The following is a 21,593-nucleotide window of genomic DNA, read 5'->3' as shown; positions in this document are numbered from 1 at the left end:
GCCTTAGGATCATATTGACGAACCTATGAACGCGATCTTGCCGGGTCAAGCGCGGTCACGCCGACATGATAGGATGCCAGCGCCGCGTCCAGCGCGGGGGCGGAAATCTCCATCAAATCAGGCGTTTCGGTCCAAAGCAGCGCGGCCCGGACCGGCAGCTGGGGATAAAGTTTGGCCAGTACCGCCCGGTAGAGCGCGAGCTGGCGGACATAGCCGCGCGGCGCCTCGGCAGGCAGCTTGGGCGGGGCGTGGTTGGTCTTGTAATCGACGATCAAGACCTCCCGCTCGGTGACCACCAGCCGGTCGATCTGGCCGGAAACCAGCGCCGGTGGCTGCCCGGGCCGGTCCAGCCGCCCCACGATCGAGACTTCAGCCTGGCTGCCCGGCGCAAAGGCGTGCGCAAAGCGCGCATCCGCGATCAGCGCCAGCGCGTTTTCCGCCAGCGTGAGCCGTTCGTCCTCGGTCCAGCCGTCGGCGTTGCGGGCGAGGTACGACAGCGCGGCCTCGCGGCGGCGTTCGGCGGCGATATCGGGCAGCGACTGCAGCAACCGGTGCACCAGCGTGCCGCGCTTGAGCGCCTTGGCGCGGGCGAGGATCGATTCGCCTGACCGGACCGGATGGCTGTCGTCGTCAGCGGGATCGGACGGGCGCAGCAAACCCTCCGCCGGACGCTCCGGCTGCGCCGGTGTCAGCAACCACGATGGAAAATCGATCGATGGCGTCTTTGCCGGCGTAACTGATCCCGTGGCAGGCGCGACTTTCTCGGCCCGCAAATAGCGCTTCACGACGCCGCTCGATGTCATGATCTCCTCGAGCTGCAATTCGGAACGGTCGAGGCCCTTGCTGATAAGATCATACCAGGAGGAGGGGCGAACATCCTTCCTGTTGCCGGGCATGCAGCCACCGACGATCAGGCGATCGGCCGCGCGCGTCATCGCCACGTAAAGCAGGCGGCGGTATTCATCCTCGGTATCGCCTAGCTTCGCCGCCCGTGCGGTGACGAGGGCGGGGGGATCTTCGGCCTTGCGGCCGGCCCAAACCACGATTCCGGGGGCGTGCGGACCAGCATTGCCTTGTGGCAGGTTGATGAGCCGCAGCCGCTGCGTATCCGAGGGAGATGTCGTGGTATCGACCATGAACACTACGGAAGCTTCCAGGCCCTTGGCGCCATGCACGGTCATGACGCGAACCTCGTCGCGCGAGATTTCCATGTCGCGCTTGACCTCGGTATCGGCCGCACGCAGCCACGCCATGAAGCCCTGTAGCGAGGCAGGCGCCTTGCGCTCATAGTTCAGCGCAAGTTCCAGAAATTCATCGAGCGCATCATTGGCTTCATGCCCGAGCCGGTTCAGGATCCGTGCACGGCCGCCGTCGCCGCCAAGCAGCCAGGAATAGAAGGCAAACGGCGTCGCGTTGACAACGCGTCGCTCACATTGCTCCAACCGCCAGAGCGCGTCCCTCAGCAAGCCATCGGTCGCGGCGCGCGCGCTCAATGCCGCACGCAACGATCCCTTTCGCTGCCAAGCCAACTTGAACAGATCGTCGTCAGAGAGACCGAACAGCGGGCTCTTCAATGCCACCGCCAGCGCCAGATCGTCCTGCGGCAACAGCAATGCGTCCGCCAGGTTCATCAGGTCGATGGCCGCGATGTGCTCAGTCAGTTTGAGTCGGTCGGCACCGGCGACCGGGACGTTTGCGTGCTTCAGCGCCTGGATCACCGCATCGAACGCATTGCCACGCCGGCGCACCAGCACCAGCATGTCGCCGTATCGCAGTGGACGGCGGTCACTGGCGCTGCCGGTCATGGTGCCGCTTTCGACCAGCGATTTGATCTCGGCCTGAATCCGCCGGGCGAGCTTTACCTCGGGACTGGTCACGGCGACGCCGTCGAACGGCGCGCGCCAGCCTTCCATATCTGGCCTGTCGTCGGCTACGGCCAATTCCCAGAGATCGATCAGGCTTGGGCCTGCGTCTTCCAGCGCATGATGGATCGGGTACCCGTTCTCGACCGCGTGGATGCTTCGAAAGATTTCCTGCTCGCGGAAAACATGATCGACCGAATGCAGGATCGCCGGCCCGGAACGAAACGAATAGTTGAAAGACACCGGATCGAATTTCAGGCCGGCATCTTCGAACTTCTTCTTCAATGCCCGCCGGCGCAGGTCGAATTCGCGGGGGGCCGCACCCTGAAACGAAAAGATCGACTGTTTCTCGTCGCCGACTGCGAACACGGTACGCATCACGCCATCACGCGCACCCGCGCCGGAAGTAAATTCGGAAATGATGTGTGCGACGATGTCCCATTGCCGCGGGCTGGTGTCCTGTGCCTCGTCGATCAGCACATGATCGACGCCACGATCAAGCTTGTAATGGACCCAGCCGGAGGAGACGCGGTCCAGCATCCGAAGCGTCTTGTCGATCAGATCGTCATAATCGAGCAGTCCACGTTCCAGCTTCTCGCGCCGGTAATTCGCGGCAGAAGCGGTTGCGATGTGCAGCAGCGCCTCGGTGCGGTCCCGGGCCGTCAAGGCGCGGCGGCGTTCGATCAGAGGGGCGATGCGATCGGCCTCGGATTCGAACAGCCGGCCGATGGCCGGATTGTTGTCGACGAATTTCTTGGTCACCACCGATTTGCGGCGGGTGCGGTCGGTCTCGGTGAGAAACAGGCCGAGATATTCGTCGACCTGCGCAGCGCCGGTGAACACCAGCCCTGCACGAAGCCGGGCAGCCTGATCCTGGTCGGTCTTGCTGCCGGTGTCGAGAATTCCGGAGATCTCCGACCAGCGCGATCGCGGCAGGTTCGGTCCATCGACAATGGCGCACTCGACATCCTCAATACGATCCTCAGGATCGACACCCAGCGCAGCAGAGGTCTGCCTCGCCGCGGCGTGAGCGCTGCCGGCGGTGTCCGTCCATGCCATGAAATGATCGCGGCTAAGACAGGCCTCGCGTACAACCTCCTTGAAGGTCACGTCCGCCGCACTGGCCATCGCCATCCGGAGCGCCTGGCCGGTCGCGCTGTCGGGGTGGCGCGACGCCTCCAGAAACACCGCGAGATTGGCGCGCTCCATCATCTCGTTCTGGTCGCGGTCGTCGAGCACGGCGAAGCGCGCGGGCACATTGGCCTCGAACGGGAATTGCTGCAGCAGGCGCGTGCACAGCGCGTGGATGGTCTGCACTTTCAGCCCGCCCGGCGTCTCCAGCGCGCAGGCGAACAATTGGCGCGCCGTTTTCCGCAGCTTTGCATTGGGATTCGCAATCCCTACTTCCTTGATCGCGGCATCCAGCGAAGCGTCGTCGAGCGTGACCCAATGTCCCAGCGTCGAGAACACCCGTTCCGCCATGTTGGCGGCGGCGGCTTTTGTAAAGGTGATGCAGAGGATCTTTTCCGGCGCCACGCCACCCAGCAGCAGCCGTATCACGCGTTGCACCAGCACATGGGTCTTGCCCGAGCCGGCATTGGCCGACACGAACGAGGACGCCGCCGGATCGGACGCGCGCGCCTGGGTATCGCGCACATTGGGAGGAATGATGCGGGGAGCCTTCACCATTCCTCGATCCCCAACCCGCCGGCCGCAGACCATTCCTTGATCCGGGCGAGATCGTCATAGGCGCCGTAGCGGTTCGACCACATCGACAGGTTCAACGAGGTGTAGGCCTGGTTCTCGTCTTCGAATTTGCGGATCAGTTTTTCCAGCTCCAGCCGCGCGTAATCCGCCGCCTCGTCCGGTGGCTGCGGCGTATCGTTGTTTCTGATCTTCAGTTCCAGCGAACGGTGCTCGCCCGGCGGGTTGTTGCCGCTGAGCCTGACATAGGCGAGTTCGGCGACCGACGAATCCGCGCCGATATCCTTGAAGCCGCCTTCGCGCAGGATTGCGGCCTCGAGGGTGAGCTGCGGCGACAGTCCCATCCGCACCTGCTTGCCGGTCGGCGGCTGGCCCGTCTTGTAGTCGAGGATCGCGAAGCGGCCGTCAGCGCGCTGCTCGATGCGGTCGGCGCGGGCTGACAGGATGAAGGTTCGTTCGTTGTCGAGCGGAATACCGATTTCGCCCTTGATCTCGGCATCGATCCGGTGAATGTGATCGCGGCGCGCCATTTCCCAATCGGCGAACCATGCGGCGATGCGCTGGAACCGCGGCCACCACAGCGCCCGGGCCTCGGGGCGCTCCATCAGCGGCGCAAAAAATTTCTCCCCGATGCCGCGCAGCGCGAGCGCAGGCTGGGCCGGCAATGTGTCGGCGAAGGTTTTTGTAAATTCGCCGAGCGCTTCATGGATCGCCGAGCCGCGATCGGCAGCTGACAGTGGCATATCGACGGGATCGAGCGGGTCGAGCCGCAGAATGTATTTCGCGTAGATCGTGTAGGGATCGCGCAGCCAGTCCTCGATCGCCGTCACCGACAATTTCAGCGGGCGCGTCGCACGCGGCGGCTTTGGCGCGGGCTGCGGGATCGGCTCTATCTTTGCCGGCCGGTCGAGTTCGGCGGCGAAGCGGACATAATCCTTGCCGGCCTGTGTGGCTTGCTTCCAGTGCTCTTTGCCGGCGACGGCCTCGAGCCGGTGCAGGAAGCGCGAGGCCACCGCCGGCGCGCCGCCGACCTTCGCCGAATGGGTCAGGATGACGTCGGTGTGGCCGAGCAGTTGCGCGAAGTCATGCGCTGACAGCCCGATGCGCCGCTCCGGCAGATCGAGGCCGAGTTCATGCCGCATCGGCCGGCTCAACCACGGATCGATCCGCGGTGACGGTGGCCACACGCCTTCGACCAGCCCGCCCAGAATCACGCGATCGGATTCGGTCAAGCGTGCTTCGAGCTGGCCATAAATGTGCAGATGCGCGCTCGCCGATTCCGGCCGCCGTACCATGCGGTCGGCGAAGGCGGTCTGGAACAATTCCGGATAGTCGCCGAGCTGGACCATCAGCCCGCTGGGTTTCTGTTCGCCCAACAGATCGGCAAACGCCGAGGCCAGCGCTGATCCCTGGGCGCCCTCGAACACGACGGCGATTTCGGTTTGGTCAGATGACAGGGCTATCAACACCTCGCGGTGGCAATGCGCCAGTTCAGCGAAGTCATAGGGCTTCGACGACGTCATGCTTTCCAGCGGCAACAGCGCCTGCTGCAGTGCAGAGATCAACCCTCGCGCCTGATCGAGTTCGTCATCCCGCAACTTGGCGCGTTGCTCGGACGCGTGGAGCGAGGAGGTCTCGCCGTCTCTCAATTTCCTGAGTTCAGCGCGAAAACGATCGAAGTCGCGCGCGAGGCCATTGCTGCCGGCTTGCGGCCGCGTGCCGCGCAGCAGGGCCAGTTCCAACACCTCGATGGTGTGTTTCAGCGCACCATGCGCGCCACCCAGCCGGAACAGCGGGTGCTTCATCAGCGCCAGCAAGGTCGGGGGCTCCAGCCCCTTCGCCGCGGCTTGCGCCACCAGCCGCGCAAAGATTCCGGCGGAAGTATCCATCAGCGCGTCACCGCCGGAATCGTCGAATTCGAGGTTCCAGCGGCCGAGTGCTGCCATCACCCGCCGCGCCAGCGCACGGTCCGGCGTCACCAGCGCGGCCGATTTGTCGAGATGCCGCGCCTCGCGCATGGCGACCGCGATCGCCAGCGCTTCCATCTCCGGATTGGGCGCCGCGACGACCGCGAGATTTTTCATGCCGCCCGAAATCTTCGCGGCAATGTCAGGCTGTTCCAGCCGGTCGTGCCATTGTTCGGTCGCGGTCGACGGCCGCATCGTTTCGGAGACCAGCACGTCGCGTCCATCAGGCGCAGGCGTGCCCAAAATCTCGACGTCGCTGCGCTTGATGCCGAACCGGTCCAATAGGGCATGCATCGCGAATTGCGGATGGTTCGAGGCCGGCGGAGTGGTGAATTTGCCTTGCGCGTCTCTGATGCCGCCGATGGTCTGCCAGGCCGCGGCATCGAGATCGGTATCTAGCCCCGGCAGCACCACCGCGCCTTGTTTGAGCTTGGCGACGACGTGCAGGAATTTGGCGGTCGCGGGCATCGAGCCGGTCGAACCCGCCGCGATCACCGGGCCCTTGTGGTGCGCAGTCAGGCGCGCGGCCTCGGCGTCGATCAGAAGGTCGCGCCGCGCCGCCGGTTCGATCCGTCCGATTTCGTGCAAATGCTGCGGCCAGGCCTTGCGCGCGATGCGCAGGAACTCCAGCGAGTGCTGCCAGTATCGATCGAGCTGGTCCGGCACCAGTTTGTCGAGCGCATCCCAGTCGACGCCGCGGGTGACCATGTCGTCCATCAATCGCGCCAGATCGCCGGCCAGCGCCAGCGTCGAGGCCGGGCCGCCGACCACCAGCGGCGCGGAGACCGGCGTTTTGGCCCACGCCGCGACGAGATGGGCCAGCGTCAGCCGCCGCTCGAGTTCGCCGAGCCGCGGCGGAATGTCGAGCGGGGCCACGCCGCCGAATTGTTCGGAGCCTTCCGCGAACGCCAGTTCGTCCTCATCGATATCGCCGAGCGCCACGATGCGCGGCAGGATCGCAGCATCGGTCTTCATCTCGTCGAGGAAGATCTCCCGCGCCATCCGGCCGGCGCGCCGGGTCGGCAGATAGAGCGTCGCCTGCGCCAGGTTCAGGGGATTGTGGCGCGCCTCGAATCCATCGACGAGCCGGCCATCCACCAGTGCGGCGATAACGGTTCGCAAGAGCGGCACGGATACGGGAACGCTGAAAACGCGCATGGGCTGCCTGATTCGAGGTCAGGGCAATATAGGGAGTGATGGCTCAATGGTCATGGGTGGGGTGCGCTGGTTACCCATTCTCCGCCGTCGCCCCGGCCTTGCGCCGGGGCCCATACGCCGAGGCCTAACGGTGAGCACGCTGGCGTTAGATGCCTTCTGTTCTAATGACCGCCGCGGCGTATGGGTCCCGGCGTTCGCCGGGACGACGGGTGGAGGCGCCTTACGCCACGCTCTCCAGATACGCCTCTTCCGCGGCCTGCACCGCGTCGGGGGTTCCGACATGCATCCAGACGCCGTCGAGCCGCAGGCCGAATAACCGCTCCTGCTCATTGGCCTGGTCGAACAATTTCGTCAGCGAGAACTCGCCCGCGGGCGCACCTGTAAACAGCGACGGCGACATGATCGCGGCGCCGGCATAGACGAACGGCACCACCTGATGTTCGCGCCGCTTGCGCAGCGCGCCGTCGGGCAGCATCGAGTAATCGCCGCGGCCGGCATAGCCGATGCTGCTGGTGGTCGGCGCCATCAACAGCAGGATATCCATGCGCGCGGGATCGAAGGTCTCGGCCAGCCGCGTCAGATTGGGCCGCACGCCGTCGATCCACATGGTGTCGGCGTTGAGATGGAAGAACGGCTCTGTGCCGAGCAAAGGCAGGGCCTTCACGACGGCGCCGCCGGTGCCGAGCACCTGATCGCGTTCGTCGGAGATGGTAATGCGGGGGCGGGTTCGGGAGGCGGTATGTTCGATGATCTGGTCGGGCAGATAATGCACATTGACCACGGCTTCGCCGACGCCGGCGGCGGCCAGCTTGTCCAGCACGTGATCGAGCAGCGGCTGGCCCATCACGCGCACCAGGGGCTTTGGCATGTGGTCGGTCAACGGGCGCATCCGCAGGCCGAGACCGGCGGCGAGGACCATGGCTTTCTTGGGCGTGACGGACATTTCCTGGATTTCTCGAAACGGATCAGCGCTTCGGATCATATCACGGTGATTCGGCTGATCCAGCGACTGTGAGGCCATAGTCATTGCAGATGACGGCTGTAAGACGACGGCTGTAAGAGGATTTGGGCGCGGCGGGGCTCATGCTTCGGCGGTCTCCGCGCCGCGCTTGCCGGCCGCCTTTTTCTTCTTGTCGCCCTGCTTCAGGAAATTGACGCCGATCTGGTCGCCATTGACCCAGGCCAGTTCGCAGCGGCGGTAGGCCAGTCCCGTGGACGACAGCAGCAGAAAGAATTCCTTCAGATGCAGGCCCTCGACGGAACCTTCCACCGTCAGCTTGGCGCCGGTCTCGGAGACGTCTTCCATCACGCATTCACGCCGCCAGGTGCCGTCGATGCCCATCATATGCGCCGGATAGCCGCGCTCGAATGTGACGCGGTCTCCCTTGCGCCGCTCTGATGTCGCCATCGCCGTATTCCCGGATTCGAAACAGCCGCTCGCACACGCGGAGCATAGCCTTCCGCAGATTAAAGCCGGGGTGGCTAACAAGTGGTAAATCAGGCGACCGGCGGCGGCACGTTGGCGGTGTACCATTCGCGAAAATCGGCCAGAGCCGGGTGGGCCAATGAACGGTTCAGATAGGTCCAGATTCGCGGCTGATGACGCAGATATTGCGGCTTGCCATCGCGCCGGTTGAGCCGCGCGAAAGTGCCGAGCAGGCGGGTATTCCGCTGCGCCGACATGATGGCATAGAGCTCGGCGAAACGGGCCGGATCGAAATTGCTGTCGGCGGCGCGCCGCGCCTTGATGTAGCGGGTCAACAGCGTCAGTTCGAGCGCCTCGGGCAGGTCGATCCGCGCGTCCTGCAGCAGCGACACCAGGTCGTAGGCGGCAGGTCCGAGCACCGCGTCCTGGAAATCGATGATGCCGACCCGTAGGATTCCGGAACGATCATCGAGCCAGATGATGTTGGGGGAATGGAAATCCCGGATCACCCAGGTGCGCGGCGCGGCCGCCGGCTTCTTCAATAACTCCCGCCACATCGCAACGAATTCGTCGCGCAGCTCCTGGCTTGGCTCGACGCCGCGATCGGGCATGTACCACTCAAGCATCAGCCCCATCTCGACCAGCCACGCTTCGGTGTCGAATACGGGAATGGCGTGGGTCGATTGCAATGTCAGCAGCAGGATGTCCGGCAGCGGCTCGCGATGCAGCGCCGCCAGCATGTCGGTCGCGGCCTCGTAGCGCTCCACGATCGGTTGCGGCGGATCGCCTTCGACAATACCGGCGTGGCCGAAATCCTCGGTGATCAGGAAACCGGCATCGAGGTCCTGGTGGCGGATCGCCGGCGCCGAGAAGCCGCGCTCGCGCAGGCCGTTGGCGATGGCGACGAACGGCTTGACGTCTTCGGCCAGATGCACGGCGGCGCTGTAGGATTTGCCGTCATAGATCGCCGGGCCGTCCGGCCGCTTCGGCGAATTCATCAGGATGGCTGTGCCGCCCAGATGCAGCCGCGCATAGGAACGCGTCGAGGCATCGCCGGGCATGCGCTCGCGCTGCGCTTCCAAAAAGCCTGATGTTTCGAGAAACTGGCGCAGGACTTTAAGTCTCTCGACCTGGGCCGCCGCCCTGCCATGACCGGTAAACTCGGCGGCGCGCGCACTGGATCCGAACGCGGGACGATGGCTGAGGGCGATGTCGATGCGGTCGTCCGGCAGCGCGTCCGCAGCGCGCTCCGGCCATTCGATCAGCGCCAGCGCGCCCTCGGGCAGCGGCGACAGCCCGATTTCCTCCAGCTCGCTCGAATCGTTGATGCGATAGAGATCGGCATGAACGATCGGAAACGGCTGGTCATAGCTTTGCGCCAGCGTGAATGTCGGGCTCGGCACTTCCAGTGCCTCGTCGTTGGCGAGGTAGCGGATCATCGCGCGCGCCGCTGACGTCTTGCCGGCGCCGAGATCGCCCGACAGCGTGATCACATCGCCGGGGCCAACCAGCAGCGCCAAGTCGGCCATCAGTTGCGCGGTCGCGGTCTCGTTCGCGAGCGCCACCGAGAATGTCGCTGATACGGTCATTCGGCGGCGTTGCGATGGGCGTTCTGGTCGATCGGAAAGTCGCACGTGACCGTCGTGCCCTTGCCGAGTTCCGAATCGACCCGCACCTTGCCGCCGTGCAGTTCGACAAAGGAGCGCACCAGCGACAGACCAAGCCCCGCGCCGCGGTGCCGCGAGCCGTTGGAATGGCTCTCGAACCAGTCGAACACCTTGTCCTTGACGTCGGGCGGGATGCCCGGTCCGGAATCGGTGACGGTGAAGATGACGCGATGCTCGTTGCGCCGCGCGCTGATGCTGACGATTGCATCATGCGGCGAGAAGCCGACGGCATTGGCAAGCAGGTTATAGAGCACCTGCACCACGCGGCGCTCGTCGCCGGTGAAGTCGCCGATGCTGGGATCGATGTCGACCTTGAGTTCGATGCGGTCGGTGGCGAGCCGGTCCTGAATGCCTTCCTTGGCCTGCTCGATGGCTTTCGCGATGTTGACCGGGCCGAGTTCGAGCTTCATGGCGCCGGCGTCGATGGTGGCGAGGTCGAGGATGTTGTTGGTCAGCGCCAGCAGCGCGTTGGTGGATTTGGTGACGTAGTCGAGATACTCGGCCTGCTTTGGCGTCAGCGGACCGGTCGAGGGATCGCTCAGGAAGTGCGCGAAGCCGATGATGGTGGTGAGCGGAGCGCGCAGTTCGTAGGACACGTGGTGGACGAAATCGACCTTCATCTGGTCGGCGGTCTCGAGCGCCTCGTTGCGTTCGCGCAGCGCGCGTTCGACGTTTTCGGTGTCGGTGATGTCCTGGAAGGTGAGCATCGTGGCGCCGTCGGGCAGCGGCATGGTCATGCAGGTCAGCACGCTGCCGTCCTTGCGCTCAAGCTTCAGCGCCACCTGCGCCCGGTTGCCGATCGCGGTGATCGCCTCGCGCAGCGTGCGCCAGGTCAGATCGTCGTCGAACAGCGGCTTGCACCAGGATTCCACGGTCTCGATGTGGGGCTGTTCGCGCAGCTGCTCTTCCGACAGTTTCCACATCTTCGCAAAGGCGGGATTGAACAGTTCCACGCGGCCGTTGCTGCCGAACACCGCGACCGCTTCGGCGAGATTGTTGAGCGTCTCGTGCTGTACCCTCGTCAGCCCGTCGAACCGCCGCGCCAGATCGAGGCTTTCGGTGACATTGTCGAACAAATAGGTGACGCCGCCTTCGAGGTTAGGCGTGGTGACGACGCTGACCGCGCGGCCGTCGGGCAGGAACCAGGTGTAGGTCTCCGGCTCGACCGCGCGATAGGCCTCATGCAGCTTGGCTTTCCAGGCCCGGAAGTCCGGCTGCTCGGGGAGTTTGCGCGTGGCGCGCAGCCGGTCGAGCACGCTGGAATCGTCGGGTTGGCCGTCGAGGAAGGCCTGATCGAGGCCCCACAGCCGGCGGTAGGATTCGTTGTAGAAGGCGAGCCGGCGCTGGGCGTCGAATACCGCAACCCCCGACGACAATTGGTCGAGGGTGCGGCGATGCGCCTCCACCATCCGCTGCAGCGCGGCGCGCAGCTGGGTCGCCTCGCTGGCGTCGATCGCGATGCCGGCGCTGCCGCCGCCAAGCTTCAAGGCTTGCACGTCATAGATCCGCCGTTCGCCGCCGACCACGATCGGCAGCCGCGCGCTGAAGCTGGAACTGTCGTTCAACGTCCGGCTCATGTCGGTGCGCTGGTCGGTTTCCAAAAGTTCAAGGTTGCGACGGACGACATCGGCGACGCTGGTTCCTTCGGTCGCCCGCACATAGGCCGTATTGGCGTAGCGCAGATTGCCCTCGGGGCTCTTGGCCCATATCGGCCAGGGCGCCGCGGCGGCGAAGTCACGCAGCAGCTCGGTCTCTTCCTGCAGCGTCTTGTAGCGCAGGTTGGATTCGGCGAGTTCGCGGCGCAGCCCGCCGAGTTCGCGAATCCGAACAACGGCTTGGCCGCCGATGGCGCGGCCCATCGCCTCGATCGCGCGGCCGTTCGAGGTCGAGAGGTTGAGCAGAAAGCCCTCGCCGGCCTCGCGCAACGCATCGACGGCATGGTCCATCTGCAGAGCCGGTTCCGGCGGCAGCCAGGTTCCAAAGGCGAGGATCCGCTGCGGTGAGTTTTGCAACGCTTCCTGCGAGATCAACAGCGCGGTGTCACCGCTGATCTGGGGTCGGCTGTCGCCTGCGGCCCAGGAAATCAGAATTTGCGGCTCGGCGAACAGCAGAGCCCGCAGCCGGTCGGCCTGAACCTGCAGATCGGCGATGTCCTGGCGCAGGCGGAGCTCGGTGCGGGTCGCCTTGATGCGGGTGCGCATCAACAGGATCGCCGCCACGACGGTAAAGCCGAGCAGCGACAACGCCGTCGTCAGCACCGCGAATTCCTGGTGATTGAGGTCGAGCCAGGCCGAAATCGCCTCGGAGAGCGGCAAATCGCTGGCCAAGGCCGGTTCCGATACGACGGATAAAGCAGAGGCGAGCGCAATCATGCCGTGACGTGCCAGTGAGGTGCACGACAGCAGGTTTCGACGCATCGCCGCGACTACGCCCGACATGATTTGCCCCAGAACGCACGACTTCAGGCCCGGCGCTTACAATCAGCCGTGCACGAATCGAGTGAGAGTATCCCCAACGCGACTCCGTGGGTAAGAGTCCAGACCGTGAACGTGAATCTGGCTGTGCAAAAATGGGCGGATAACGCTCCGTGGAACTGCGATGGTTGGCGCAAACGCCACCGGATCAAAAAATCCAGTCGTTTTCGACGTGACGCCGTTCCGTCTTGAGGGGAACGAACGGACGGTCCCGTCTCATCGCTTGCTACAGCACCTTTTCACCTCGCACTCGCCGGCACCTTCAATCCGACGGTGCGTCCCGGAAAGCCAGCGGCGTCAAAATAGCGCGTCAGGCCGACAAACTGCATGTTCACTATGGTGCGCAGGCCGTTGTCGCCTCGCTTCGAGACAAGATCCTGTCGCCACGGCCGGGCGGGCTTTCCGCCGGGAAGTGCTTCGGTAAGCGCGCGGCCGCGCAGCTTGCCGACCGGCGGGAGGGTGACACCCAGGATCTTCTCGAGCGTCGGAGCGATATCGGCGTTGCTGACCGGGGCCGTATCGTTGAAGCCGGTCTTGAACGCGGGCCCGATGGCCGCCATGAAGTTTCCGGTATCGGCGCGGCTAAAGCTGCCGTGATGGCCTTGCCCCTGCAAGAGGGTGGTATCGGATACGGTCACGCTGCAAAACAGCGGCTGATCACACCCCGTCGTTTCGGAGCGGAAATTGACGACGACGGCCGGCGTTGGCGTTCGCGCTCCCCCTTTGAGGCCCACTCTGCTCAGCGGCAGGGTTCCCGGAATCGGTCCAAGGTCATCACGAACGAAGACGCCGCTCGTGTAGTCTTGCGCCAGGAGCGCCTTGACCACCTGCCTCACCAGGGTCTTGGCGTTATCTTGCGGTAGATAGATGAGATCGTTGCCTCCGTTGGCGCCAACCACGATATCGGGTTTGGCCGGATCGTTGCCGATCGAAGCGCTGGCGCGGCGCGGGTATTTCCCGGCCTTGTAGTCGATGCCAGCTCCTTGAGCGGAGGGCTCGTGCAGCGGCAGGCTCGAAGCGTGCGCAAGGTCGATGGCAAGAAAGCCGGGCGGCAACTGCCCTTCGGGCACGTTGTCGTATTTCATTTTTGCTGCCGGACTGGTCTTGCTTTGCTTCGACACCGTGCTGAAGCCATGGTCGGCGGTGATGAAGATGTTGGTGTCGGCCTCGAGCCCAAGTTCTTTGAGCGCAGCCACGATCGCTGCAAGATCGTCGTCGGCCACCTTGATTGCGGCAAGCGAGGTCGGACCGTTGATGCCGGGAACAAGTTCATTGACGCTGTCGCGCTGGGAGTGCTGGGTGCCGTCCGGATCGGATGACCAATACAGCAGCATGAACGGCTTCTTGTTCTCCTTGAAATGCGGCAGCAGCACCTTGGTGACGATGTCGCGATAATATTTCTGCTGCACGATATTGGTAGCCTTGCCGGGATTTTCGCGTTGCGCGCGCCCCGGCGTTTCCAGCGCCAATCCGGCCTTCTTGAGCATCTCGACGAGATCCGGCCGCAACACGATGCCATCCTTCTTGCCGGTATCGTCGTCGAAGAAAATCGTGGTCTTGCCGTCGAGCTGGGTGAGGTCGTGGATCGCCACCGGCCCGACCTTGCCGAGGGCGGCCGTGAAGTAGCCCTTGTCACGCGCTGCAGCCATGATCGAGCGCTCGACAATGAAATTTCCGCCGTGATGCTGGTTCAGCTCACTCAACACCGCATTGTTCTGGATGAAAGGAGTTACGGTTCCGGCTGCACTGGCAACCGGAAAGCCGGTGTAGAACACGTTGCCGAAATCTCCGGTGTCGCCGATCAGGTGACCGGTCGCGATCACTGAGGCGTTCGAGGTCGTAATGGTCGGATAGACCGAATGACTGTTCGAGAAGTTGACGCCTGTGTCCCGTATCCGGGCGAATGTCGGGGCTCGCTCGGGCGTGACGGCAGCGGCCCGAAGACCATCAGCGACGAACAGGATGACGTTCTGTTGAGCATGGGAATGTAGCGTGCTTGCCAAGACGGCGAACACCGCGCAGACGATTAATTTCCCCATGGTGCCCCCGGCATTGCGAATTGTTTGAGCGCAGTATGAGGGAAGGCGGCGTTTGCGCCAAGCGCCCTCACGGCACGGCAAGCTGCCGCGCAACGTACCAATTCAGCTGGAGTTGAAGTGGCTTACCGCCCGGTCGAACCAAATCCGCCGCTGCCACGGTCGGTGGTCGATAGCGTGTCGACCTGGACCAGTTGCGCCTGCGTGACCGGCGCGATCACCATCTGCGCGATGCGCTCGCCGCGCCGGATCGGGAATGGCGCCTCGCCATGGTTGATCAGGATCACGTTGATCTCGCCGCGATAATCCGCGTCCACCGTGCCGGGCGTGTTGAGGACGGTGACGCCGTGCTTTGCCGCCAGCCCCGAGCGCGGCCGCACCTGCGCCTCAAATCCCCGGGGCAATGCGATGGCAAGGCCGGTGGGCACCATCGCATATTTGCCCGGCGGCAGGATCAACGGTGTTTCCGCCGGCACTGCGGCCAGCAGATCCAGCCCTGCGGCGTCCGCGCTCTGATAGGCCGGCAGCGCCAGGCCCTCGGCGTGCGGCAATTGCATGATGTCGACCTTGACCGTTGCGCTCACGAATTCTTCTCCAGTGATTTTGCGATCCGCGCCACCAGCTCGGTCGCGACCTGTTCTTTCGTCATGACCGGCCAAGAGTCCACTTCAATATTGTCCACTGCAATGTTATCGACGCCGGCTTCTTTGCCGTCCCGCGTCAGCAGGTGCACGGTGTTGCGGTCGCCGCCCATCACGCCGGTTGCCGGCGACACGTCATTGGCGACGATCCAGTCGCAGCCCTTGCGCGCGATCTTGGCTTTGGCATTTTCGATCAGATGTTCGGTCTCGGCGGCGAAGCCGATCACCAGCGGCGGGCGCTTGTCCTTCATTTTTGAAATCGTGGCCAGGATGTCGGGATTTTCGACCAGCTGCAGCGGCGGCATGCCGGCCGATGTCTTCTTCAATTTCTGTTCGCCTTCATTGGCAACGCGCCAGTCGGCAACGGCAGCGGCGAAGATCGCGATATCCGCCGGCAACGCGGCCTCGACCCGATGCAGCATGTCGCGCGCCGATTCCACCCGGATCACCGTCACCCCTGCGGGATCGCGCAAGTCCACCGGGCCGGTCACCAGCGTCACGTCGGCGCCCGCGGCCTGCGCCGCGGCGGCGATCGCAAAACCCTGCTTGCCCGACGAGCGGTTGGCGATATAGCGCACCGGATCGATCGGCTCATGGGTCGGGCCCGCGGTGATCAGCACGCGTTTTCCCAAGAGCGGACGCGGGCGCGCCGGACGCAGGATGTCGACTGCGGCAGCGGCAATTTCCACGGCCTCAGACATCCGTCCGACGCCGGCCTCGTTGGTCTCGGCCATCTCGCCGGCATTGGGGCCGATCATGGTGACCCCGTCGCGGCGAAGCTGCAGCACGTTACGGCGGGTGGCGGCGTTGTTCCACATCAGGGGGTTCATCGCCGGTGCCAGCAGGATCGGCTTGTTGGCAGCCAGCAGGATAGCGCTGGCGAGATCGTCGGCGTGGCCATGCGCCATCTTCGCCATCAGGTCGGCCGTCGCCGGTGCGACCACGATCAGATCGCATTCACGGGCCAGGCGGATGTGGCCGGCGTCGAATTCGCTGCCGGGGTCGAACAGGTCCGTATAGACGCGCTCATGCGACAGCGCGCTCGCGGACAGCGGCGTGACGAATTGCTGCGCCGCCTTGGTCAGCACGCAGCGGACCTCGATGCGCCGCTCCTTCAGCCGCCGGATCAGTTCGAGCGATTTGAAGGCGGCGATGCCGCCGCCGATGATCAGCGTGACACTGGCCTGATTGGCCGCATCGGCGATCGCCGGCGCGCGGGCGGAGGCTTGCTCAGGCGGCGTCATGCCGGCAGACGGGGAGGCAGGAAATTCGGGGCGGCCCTGGATGAGGTCGCCCAGGATGACCCGGACTTCTTCTTCCACCGAACGGCCGTTGCCGGCGGATCGCAGCCGCAAATAGGCCTTTACGGCGTCGTCGAGCTTTCGGATGGTGAGGCTGGCCATGGTTGGCTCCAGGCAGACATGATGTCAATGCTAGCATACAATGCATGCATTGCAATCACATTTGCCGGACGGCCACCAGAATCCCGATAAACGTCACCGCGATGATCCAGAGCGCCACGGTGCGCCAGCGGCTCTTGCGCCCCTCGGCCCTGCCCAGCGCCGCAATCGTCTCCGCCGACAGTGTGACGCCCTCCCGGGTCATCTTCTCCAGCTGCTCCAGCACCGCCACCGAGCGCGTGGCAATTGCCGGCAGGCCTGCCAGCACGCGGCCAAGATCGCCCGCGCCGGACACCGCGCCCTGGATACGTCCGATCGGGCCGAGATTGCGCTCGATCCATTCGCGCACCACGGGATCGGCGACCTTCCAGATATCGAGCTTGGGATCGAAACCGCGCGCCACGCCCTCGACCACCACCATGGTCTTTTGCAGCAGGATCAGTTCGGGGCGGGTCTGCATGTCGAACAGCCCGGTGACCTCGAGCAGCAAGGTCAACAGCTTCGCCATCGAGATGTCTTCGGCGATGCGGTTGTGGATCGGCTCGCCGATGGCGCGGATCGCCTGCGCGAAATTCTCGACCGAGTGATGGCCGGGCACATAGCCGGCCTCGAAATGCACCTCGGCGACGCGGCGGTAGTCGCGGGTAATGAAACCCAGAAGAATTTCGGCGAGGAAGCGACGCTCCTTCAGGCCAAGCCGGCCCATGATGCCGAAATCGACGGCGACCAGGCGACCGGCCTCATCGAGGAACAGATTGCCGGGATGCATGTCGGCATGAAAGAAGCCATCGCGCAGCGCGTGGCGCAGGAAACTCTGGATCACCTTGCGCCCGAGATCGGGCAGGTCGATCTGCGATTGTGCGAGGCGCGCGTGGTCGTTGAGCGCGATGCCGTCGATCCACTCCATCGTCAGTACGTTGTGGGTGGTGCGGTCCCAATCCACCGCCGGCACGCGGAAATCCGGATCGTCGCGCGTGTTCTCCGCCATCTCGGACATCGCGGCCGCTTCCAGCCGCAAGTCCATCTCCATCGCGACCGAGCGCGACATCGTGTTGATGACCTCGATCAGCCGCAGCCGGCGCGCTTCAGCCGAATGCGCTTCCGCATTATTCGCGACGAAAAAGAAATCGGCGAGGTCGCGGCGGAAACGTGCGGCGACGTTCGGTCGCAGCACCTTGACGGCGACGGCCTTGCGCACGCCATCGCGCTCGGTCTCGCCGCGATGAACCTGCGCGATCGAAGCTGCGGCAACCGACGGCCCGAAGCTCGCAAACGCCTGTGCTACAGGGCGTTCCAGCGATGTGGCAATGACGGCCTCGGCCTCGCTTTGCGAAAACGGCGGCAGCCGATCCTGCAACGCTTCCAGATCCCGCGCCATCGCAACGCCGACCACGTCGGGCCGTGTCGCCAGGAATTGTCCGAGCTTGAGATAGGCGGGGCCGAGCCGGGTCAGCGCCCGCGACAGCCGTGGGCCGGATTTGGCGCCGGGCCGCTCGATGATCCGCGCCAGCTTGAGCGCAAGTTGGCCGGGTGGCGGCACCAAGCTCGGATCGACAACGCCGAACACGCCCTCGCGTGCGAACACAAAGCCGGCGCGGACAAGCCGCGCGATGTGGGTCGTCGCAGAAATCACAAACGCCAGCCCGAATGCAGCGCCACGATACCGCCGGAGAGGCTTTCCCATTTCACCCGCGAGAAGCCGGCGGTGCTGATCATCTCGGCAAAGGCGTTGGGCCTCGGAAATTTCCGGATTGATTCAACGAGGTATTGGTAGGAGTCGGCGTCGCCGGTCACGGCGCGGCCGAGCGGCGGGATCACCTTGAACGAGAAGAAGTCATAGAGTCGGTCGAGCCCGGGCACATCGACGGCGGAGAATTCCAGGCACAGGAATCTGCTGCCGGGTCTCAGCACGCGGTAGGCTTGCTTCAGCGCGGCATCGATCCGCGGCACGTTGCGGATGCCGAACGCGATCGTATAGGCGTCAAACGCGCGATCCGGAAATTCCAGCGCCTCGGCGTTGCCCTCGACGAACGAAACCTGCTGGTCGAGATGCCGCGCAATCGCGCGGTTGCGGCCGACGTCGAGCATGTCGGTATTGATGTCGCAGACCGTGGCGCGGAAGCCGGTGCCTGCCGCCTTGGCGGCGCGAAACGCGATATCGCCGGTGCCGCCGGCAACATCCAGCAGCGCGAATGGCGCATCGCCCTTCGGCGGATTGAGCTTATTGATCATGATGTCTTTCCAGACCCGGTGCAGGCCCGCCGACATCAGATCGTTCATCAAATCATAGCGCGACGCCACGCTGTGAAACACGTCGTTCACCAGCGTCTGCTTGTCCCCAAGGGGGACGTCCCTGAAGCCAAAATGCGTCGTTTGGTCCGGCCGATCCATCAACTTATCTCCATGGCCTGACCATAGCGCGCCCGCCGCAATGGCGCTATCACGTCACCTTCATAAGGTGAATAGCTGCATGCCTGAATTACCCGAAGTTGAGACCGTCCGCCGCGGCCTGCAACCCGCCATGGAGGGCTCAAAAATCGTCAAGGCGGAAGCCCGGCGGAAAGATCTGCGGTTTCCCTTTCAAAAAGACTTTATCGCGCGGCTGGAGGGCCAGACCGTGACCGGCCTTGGCCGCCGCGCCAAATATCTGATGGCGGACCTGACCTCGGGCGACGTGCTGCTGATGCATCTGGGCATGTCGGGCTCGTTTCGCGTGCTGGAAAACGGCGCCAACAGCACGAGCAAGAACACACCTGGCCAATTCCATCTCCCGCGCAGCGAAGACCGTGCCCATGATCACGTCGTGTTCCACATGTCGTCGGGCGCCTCTGTCGTGTTCAACGATCCGCGCCGCTTCGGTTACATGAAGATTATCGCCCGCAACGCGCTGGAGGAGGAGCCGCTGCTGAAAGGGCTCGGTCCCGAGCCGCTCGGCAATGAATTTGACGCGTCAATGCTGGCGCAATCCTGTCACAACAAGAAGACCAGCCTGAAGGCCGCCTTGCTCGACCAGCGCGTGGTGGCGGGACTTGGCAACATCTATGTCTGCGAAGCGCTTTATCGCGCCCATCTGTCGCCGCGCCGGCTGGCTGCGACGCTGGCGACGAAGAAAGCCGAGCCGACCGACCACGCCAAGCGCCTGGTCGGCTCGATCCACGATGTCTTGAACCAGGCGATCAAGGCCGGCGGCTCCTCGATCAGCGACCATCGCCAGACCTCGGGCGAACTCGGCTATTTCCAGCACTCGTTCCAGGTCTATGACTGCGAGGGCGAGAAATGCCAGACCGCGCGCTGTGGCGGCGTCGTGCGGCGCTTCGTCCAGAACGGCCGCTCGACCTTCTGGTGCCCGAAATGCCAGAAGTAAAACGCGCAACGCCCCAGCCGCAGAACAACAAAGAAACGGGAAACAACATGACCAGCAACTGGCGGGATCGCGCGGCCATCAATTTTCAATGTCAGAAGCAGCCGGCGACTTCCAGCCGCGGCATGGTGGTGAGCAATCATCCGCTGGCCTCGAGCGCGGGCGCCGAGATGCTGGCGGCCGGCGGCAACGCCATCGATGCGGCGATCGCGACGCTGTTCACGCTGACGGTGGTCGAGCCGATGATGGTCGGCATCATCGGCGGCGGCATGGCACATATTCGCCTCGCCGACGGCAGCCATCGCTTCATCGACGGCCAGAGCACCGTGCCGCTGTCGGTCCGTCCCGACACCTTCAGATCGAAACCGGGTTCGGCGCATGACGTGTTCGATACGGTCGGCGCCGAAAACCTCCACGGCCCGAAAGCGGTGGCGACACCGGGCTCGCTGAAAGCCTGGTGCGAGACGCTGCAAAGGTTCGGCACCATGAGCCTTGCCGACGTGATGCAGCCTGCGATCAAGCACGCCTCGCGCGGCTATGCCGCGACGCCCTATCTGCACGAGTGCATCAGTGACAGCGCGGCGGAGATGTTGAAGGACAAGGCGATCTCGGCGGTCTATCTGCCGAAGGGAACTCCGCTGAAGGCCGGCGAGCGCGTGGTGCAGTCGGAATATGCGGAGACGCTGACTCACATTTCGCAGCACGGCGCAGCAGCGCTGTACCAGGGACCGCTCGGCGATATCCTGGTCGACTACATGAAAGCGCATGGCGGCTTCATCAGCCGTGAAGACCTCACCACCTACAGGACCGTCGAGCGCCAGCCGATCCGCGCCGATTATCGCGGCTGGGAAATTCAGGGACCGCCACCGCCCGCGGCCTCCGGCGTGCACATCGCGCAGACGCTCAACATTCTGGAAGGCTACGATATCGCACGCCTTGGATTCAGCTCAGCGGAAACGATCCACTACCTCGCCGAAGTGCTGAAGATCGCTTTTGCCGATCGCGCGGCCGCCAGCGGCGATCCTGATTTCATCAATGTGCCGGTGGAGCGGCTGACGTCGAAGGCCTATGCCGGGGAACGCCGCCGCGCGATCGATCCCGGCCGCGCGCAGCAATGGGGCGCCGGCGTCGCGCAGCTCGAAGGCGCGCACACCACGCATATGACGGCGGCGGATGCGTTCGGGAATGTGGTCGCGACCACGCAGACCATCAATAATCTGTTCGGCGCCAAGATCATGATCCCCGGTCTCGGCACCGTGCCGAACAACTACATGAACCTCTATGATCCCCGGCCCGGTCACGCGTTGTCACTGGCGCCGGGCAAGCGCGTCACCACCTCGATGTCGCCAATGATGGCGCTGCGCGACGGCAAGCTGGTCTATGCGCTCGGCCTGCCCGGTGGAAAGCGGATCTTTCCGAGCGCGATGCAGGCGCTGATCAATCTGATCGACCATGGCATGAGCCTGCAGGAAGCCGTCGAGGCGCCGCGGGTCTGGACCGAGGGCAATGCCCTCGAAGTGGAATCGGCGGTGCCGGAAAGCGTTCGTGCCAAACTCACTTCGATGGGCCACAGAGTGCAGGCGGTGCCGACGGTGGCCGGTGGCATGAATGCCATTCAATTCCACGACGACGGCCGGATGTCGGGCGCAGCCTGCTGGCGCGCCGACGGCACACCGATCGGCATCGCAGGCGGCCTCGCGCGCGCCGGTGTGAGGTTCGGGCTGGCGTAGCAAATCGGTGGACGCAATTTCTCGGCAGCGAAGATTGCCGCAGCTTCGTTGTGGTTGAAAAACGGCGCGATATCCGCGTGCGATTCCGTCGTCGCGGCAGGAAATTGCGTACTAGTACGGGCAGCCTGTTTCTCCATTCTTCATGGTTAACGCCCACCCTGATGCGT

General features: G+C 64.3%; 13 protein-coding genes. 2 read left to right on the top strand and 11 right to left on the bottom strand.

What is annotated here, in order from left to right; translation table 11 throughout:
• Positions 1-23: 23 nt before the first annotated feature.
• From addA to ubiE, 11 genes are all read right to left on the bottom strand, one after another.
• Positions 24-3,551 carry a double-strand break repair helicase AddA gene (gene addA / locus JQ629_RS15595; RefSeq protein ID WP_212413439.1) on the bottom strand — a complete coding sequence of 1,176 codons (3,528 nt, stop codon included), beginning with the start codon at positions 3,549-3,551 and terminating at the stop codon, positions 24-26.
• On the bottom strand, positions 3,545-6,691 hold the full coding sequence (addB, locus tag JQ629_RS15590; RefSeq protein WP_212413438.1) for a double-strand break repair protein AddB: 3,147 nt from the start codon (positions 6,689-6,691) through the stop codon (positions 3,545-3,547). Before addB ends, addA begins: the two co-directional genes overlap by 7 nt.
• A gap of 220 nt (positions 6,692-6,911) precedes the next feature.
• Positions 6,912-7,634, bottom strand: a complete 723-nt coding sequence (locus JQ629_RS15585) for a nucleotidyltransferase family protein (RefSeq protein ID WP_212386302.1) — start codon at positions 7,632-7,634, stop codon at positions 6,912-6,914.
• A gap of 138 nt (positions 7,635-7,772) precedes the next feature.
• Complete coding sequence (locus tag JQ629_RS15580; RefSeq protein WP_212032028.1) at positions 7,773-8,099, bottom strand: PilZ domain-containing protein; 327 nt, start codon at positions 8,097-8,099, stop codon at positions 7,773-7,775.
• A gap of 89 nt (positions 8,100-8,188) precedes the next feature.
• On the bottom strand, positions 8,189-9,706 hold the full coding sequence (tsaE, locus tag JQ629_RS15575; protein ID WP_212413437.1) for a tRNA (adenosine(37)-N6)-threonylcarbamoyltransferase complex ATPase subunit type 1 TsaE: 1,518 nt from the start codon (positions 9,704-9,706) through the stop codon (positions 8,189-8,191).
• Positions 9,703-12,222: a PAS domain-containing sensor histidine kinase gene (locus JQ629_RS15570; protein WP_212413436.1), complete on the bottom strand. Its 2,520-nt coding sequence runs from the start codon at positions 12,220-12,222 to the stop codon at positions 9,703-9,705. Before JQ629_RS15570 ends, tsaE begins: the two co-directional genes overlap by 4 nt.
• A 275-nt stretch (positions 12,223-12,497) precedes the next feature.
• Positions 12,498-14,297, bottom strand: a complete 1,800-nt coding sequence (locus JQ629_RS15565) for an alkaline phosphatase family protein (RefSeq protein WP_212413435.1) — start codon at positions 14,295-14,297, stop codon at positions 12,498-12,500.
• A gap of 122 nt (positions 14,298-14,419) precedes the next feature.
• Positions 14,420-14,878, bottom strand: coding sequence for a dUTP diphosphatase (gene dut, locus JQ629_RS15560; RefSeq protein WP_212413434.1), 459 nt, complete (start codon positions 14,876-14,878; stop codon positions 14,420-14,422).
• Positions 14,875-16,338, bottom strand: a complete 1,464-nt coding sequence (coaBC, locus tag JQ629_RS15555; protein WP_212413433.1) for a bifunctional phosphopantothenoylcysteine decarboxylase/phosphopantothenate--cysteine ligase CoaBC — start codon at positions 16,336-16,338, stop codon at positions 14,875-14,877. Before coaBC ends, dut begins: the two co-directional genes overlap by 4 nt.
• A 55-nt stretch (positions 16,339-16,393) precedes the next feature.
• Positions 16,394-17,968: a 2-polyprenylphenol 6-hydroxylase gene (gene ubiB / locus JQ629_RS15550; protein ID WP_212413432.1), complete on the bottom strand. Its 1,575-nt coding sequence runs from the start codon at positions 17,966-17,968 to the stop codon at positions 16,394-16,396.
• Positions 17,965-18,726: a bifunctional demethylmenaquinone methyltransferase/2-methoxy-6-polyprenyl-1,4-benzoquinol methylase UbiE gene (ubiE, locus tag JQ629_RS15545; RefSeq protein WP_212413431.1), complete on the bottom strand. Its 762-nt coding sequence runs from the start codon at positions 18,724-18,726 to the stop codon at positions 17,965-17,967. The genes ubiB and ubiE overlap by 4 nt, the downstream gene beginning before the upstream one ends.
• A 79-nt stretch (positions 18,727-18,805) precedes the next feature.
• On the opposite strand from ubiE, the gene mutM reads away from it, so the two are divergent.
• Positions 18,806-19,699 (top strand): bifunctional DNA-formamidopyrimidine glycosylase/DNA-(apurinic or apyrimidinic site) lyase, encoded by an 894-nt coding sequence (gene mutM / locus JQ629_RS15540; protein ID WP_212413430.1) that lies wholly within the window; start codon positions 18,806-18,808, stop codon positions 19,697-19,699.
• A gap of 47 nt (positions 19,700-19,746) precedes the next feature.
• Positions 19,747-21,426, top strand: a complete 1,680-nt coding sequence (gene ggt, locus JQ629_RS15535) for a gamma-glutamyltransferase (protein WP_212413429.1) — start codon at positions 19,747-19,749, stop codon at positions 21,424-21,426.
• Positions 21,427-21,593: the final 167 nt, after the last annotated feature.

Source organism: Bradyrhizobium sp. AUGA SZCCT0222 (assembly GCF_018130205.1).
Taxonomy (GTDB): Bacteria; Pseudomonadota; Alphaproteobacteria; order Rhizobiales; family Xanthobacteraceae; genus Bradyrhizobium.
Note: the sequence above shows the minus strand (reverse complement) of the source record. Positions and strands in the feature narration are given on the sequence as shown.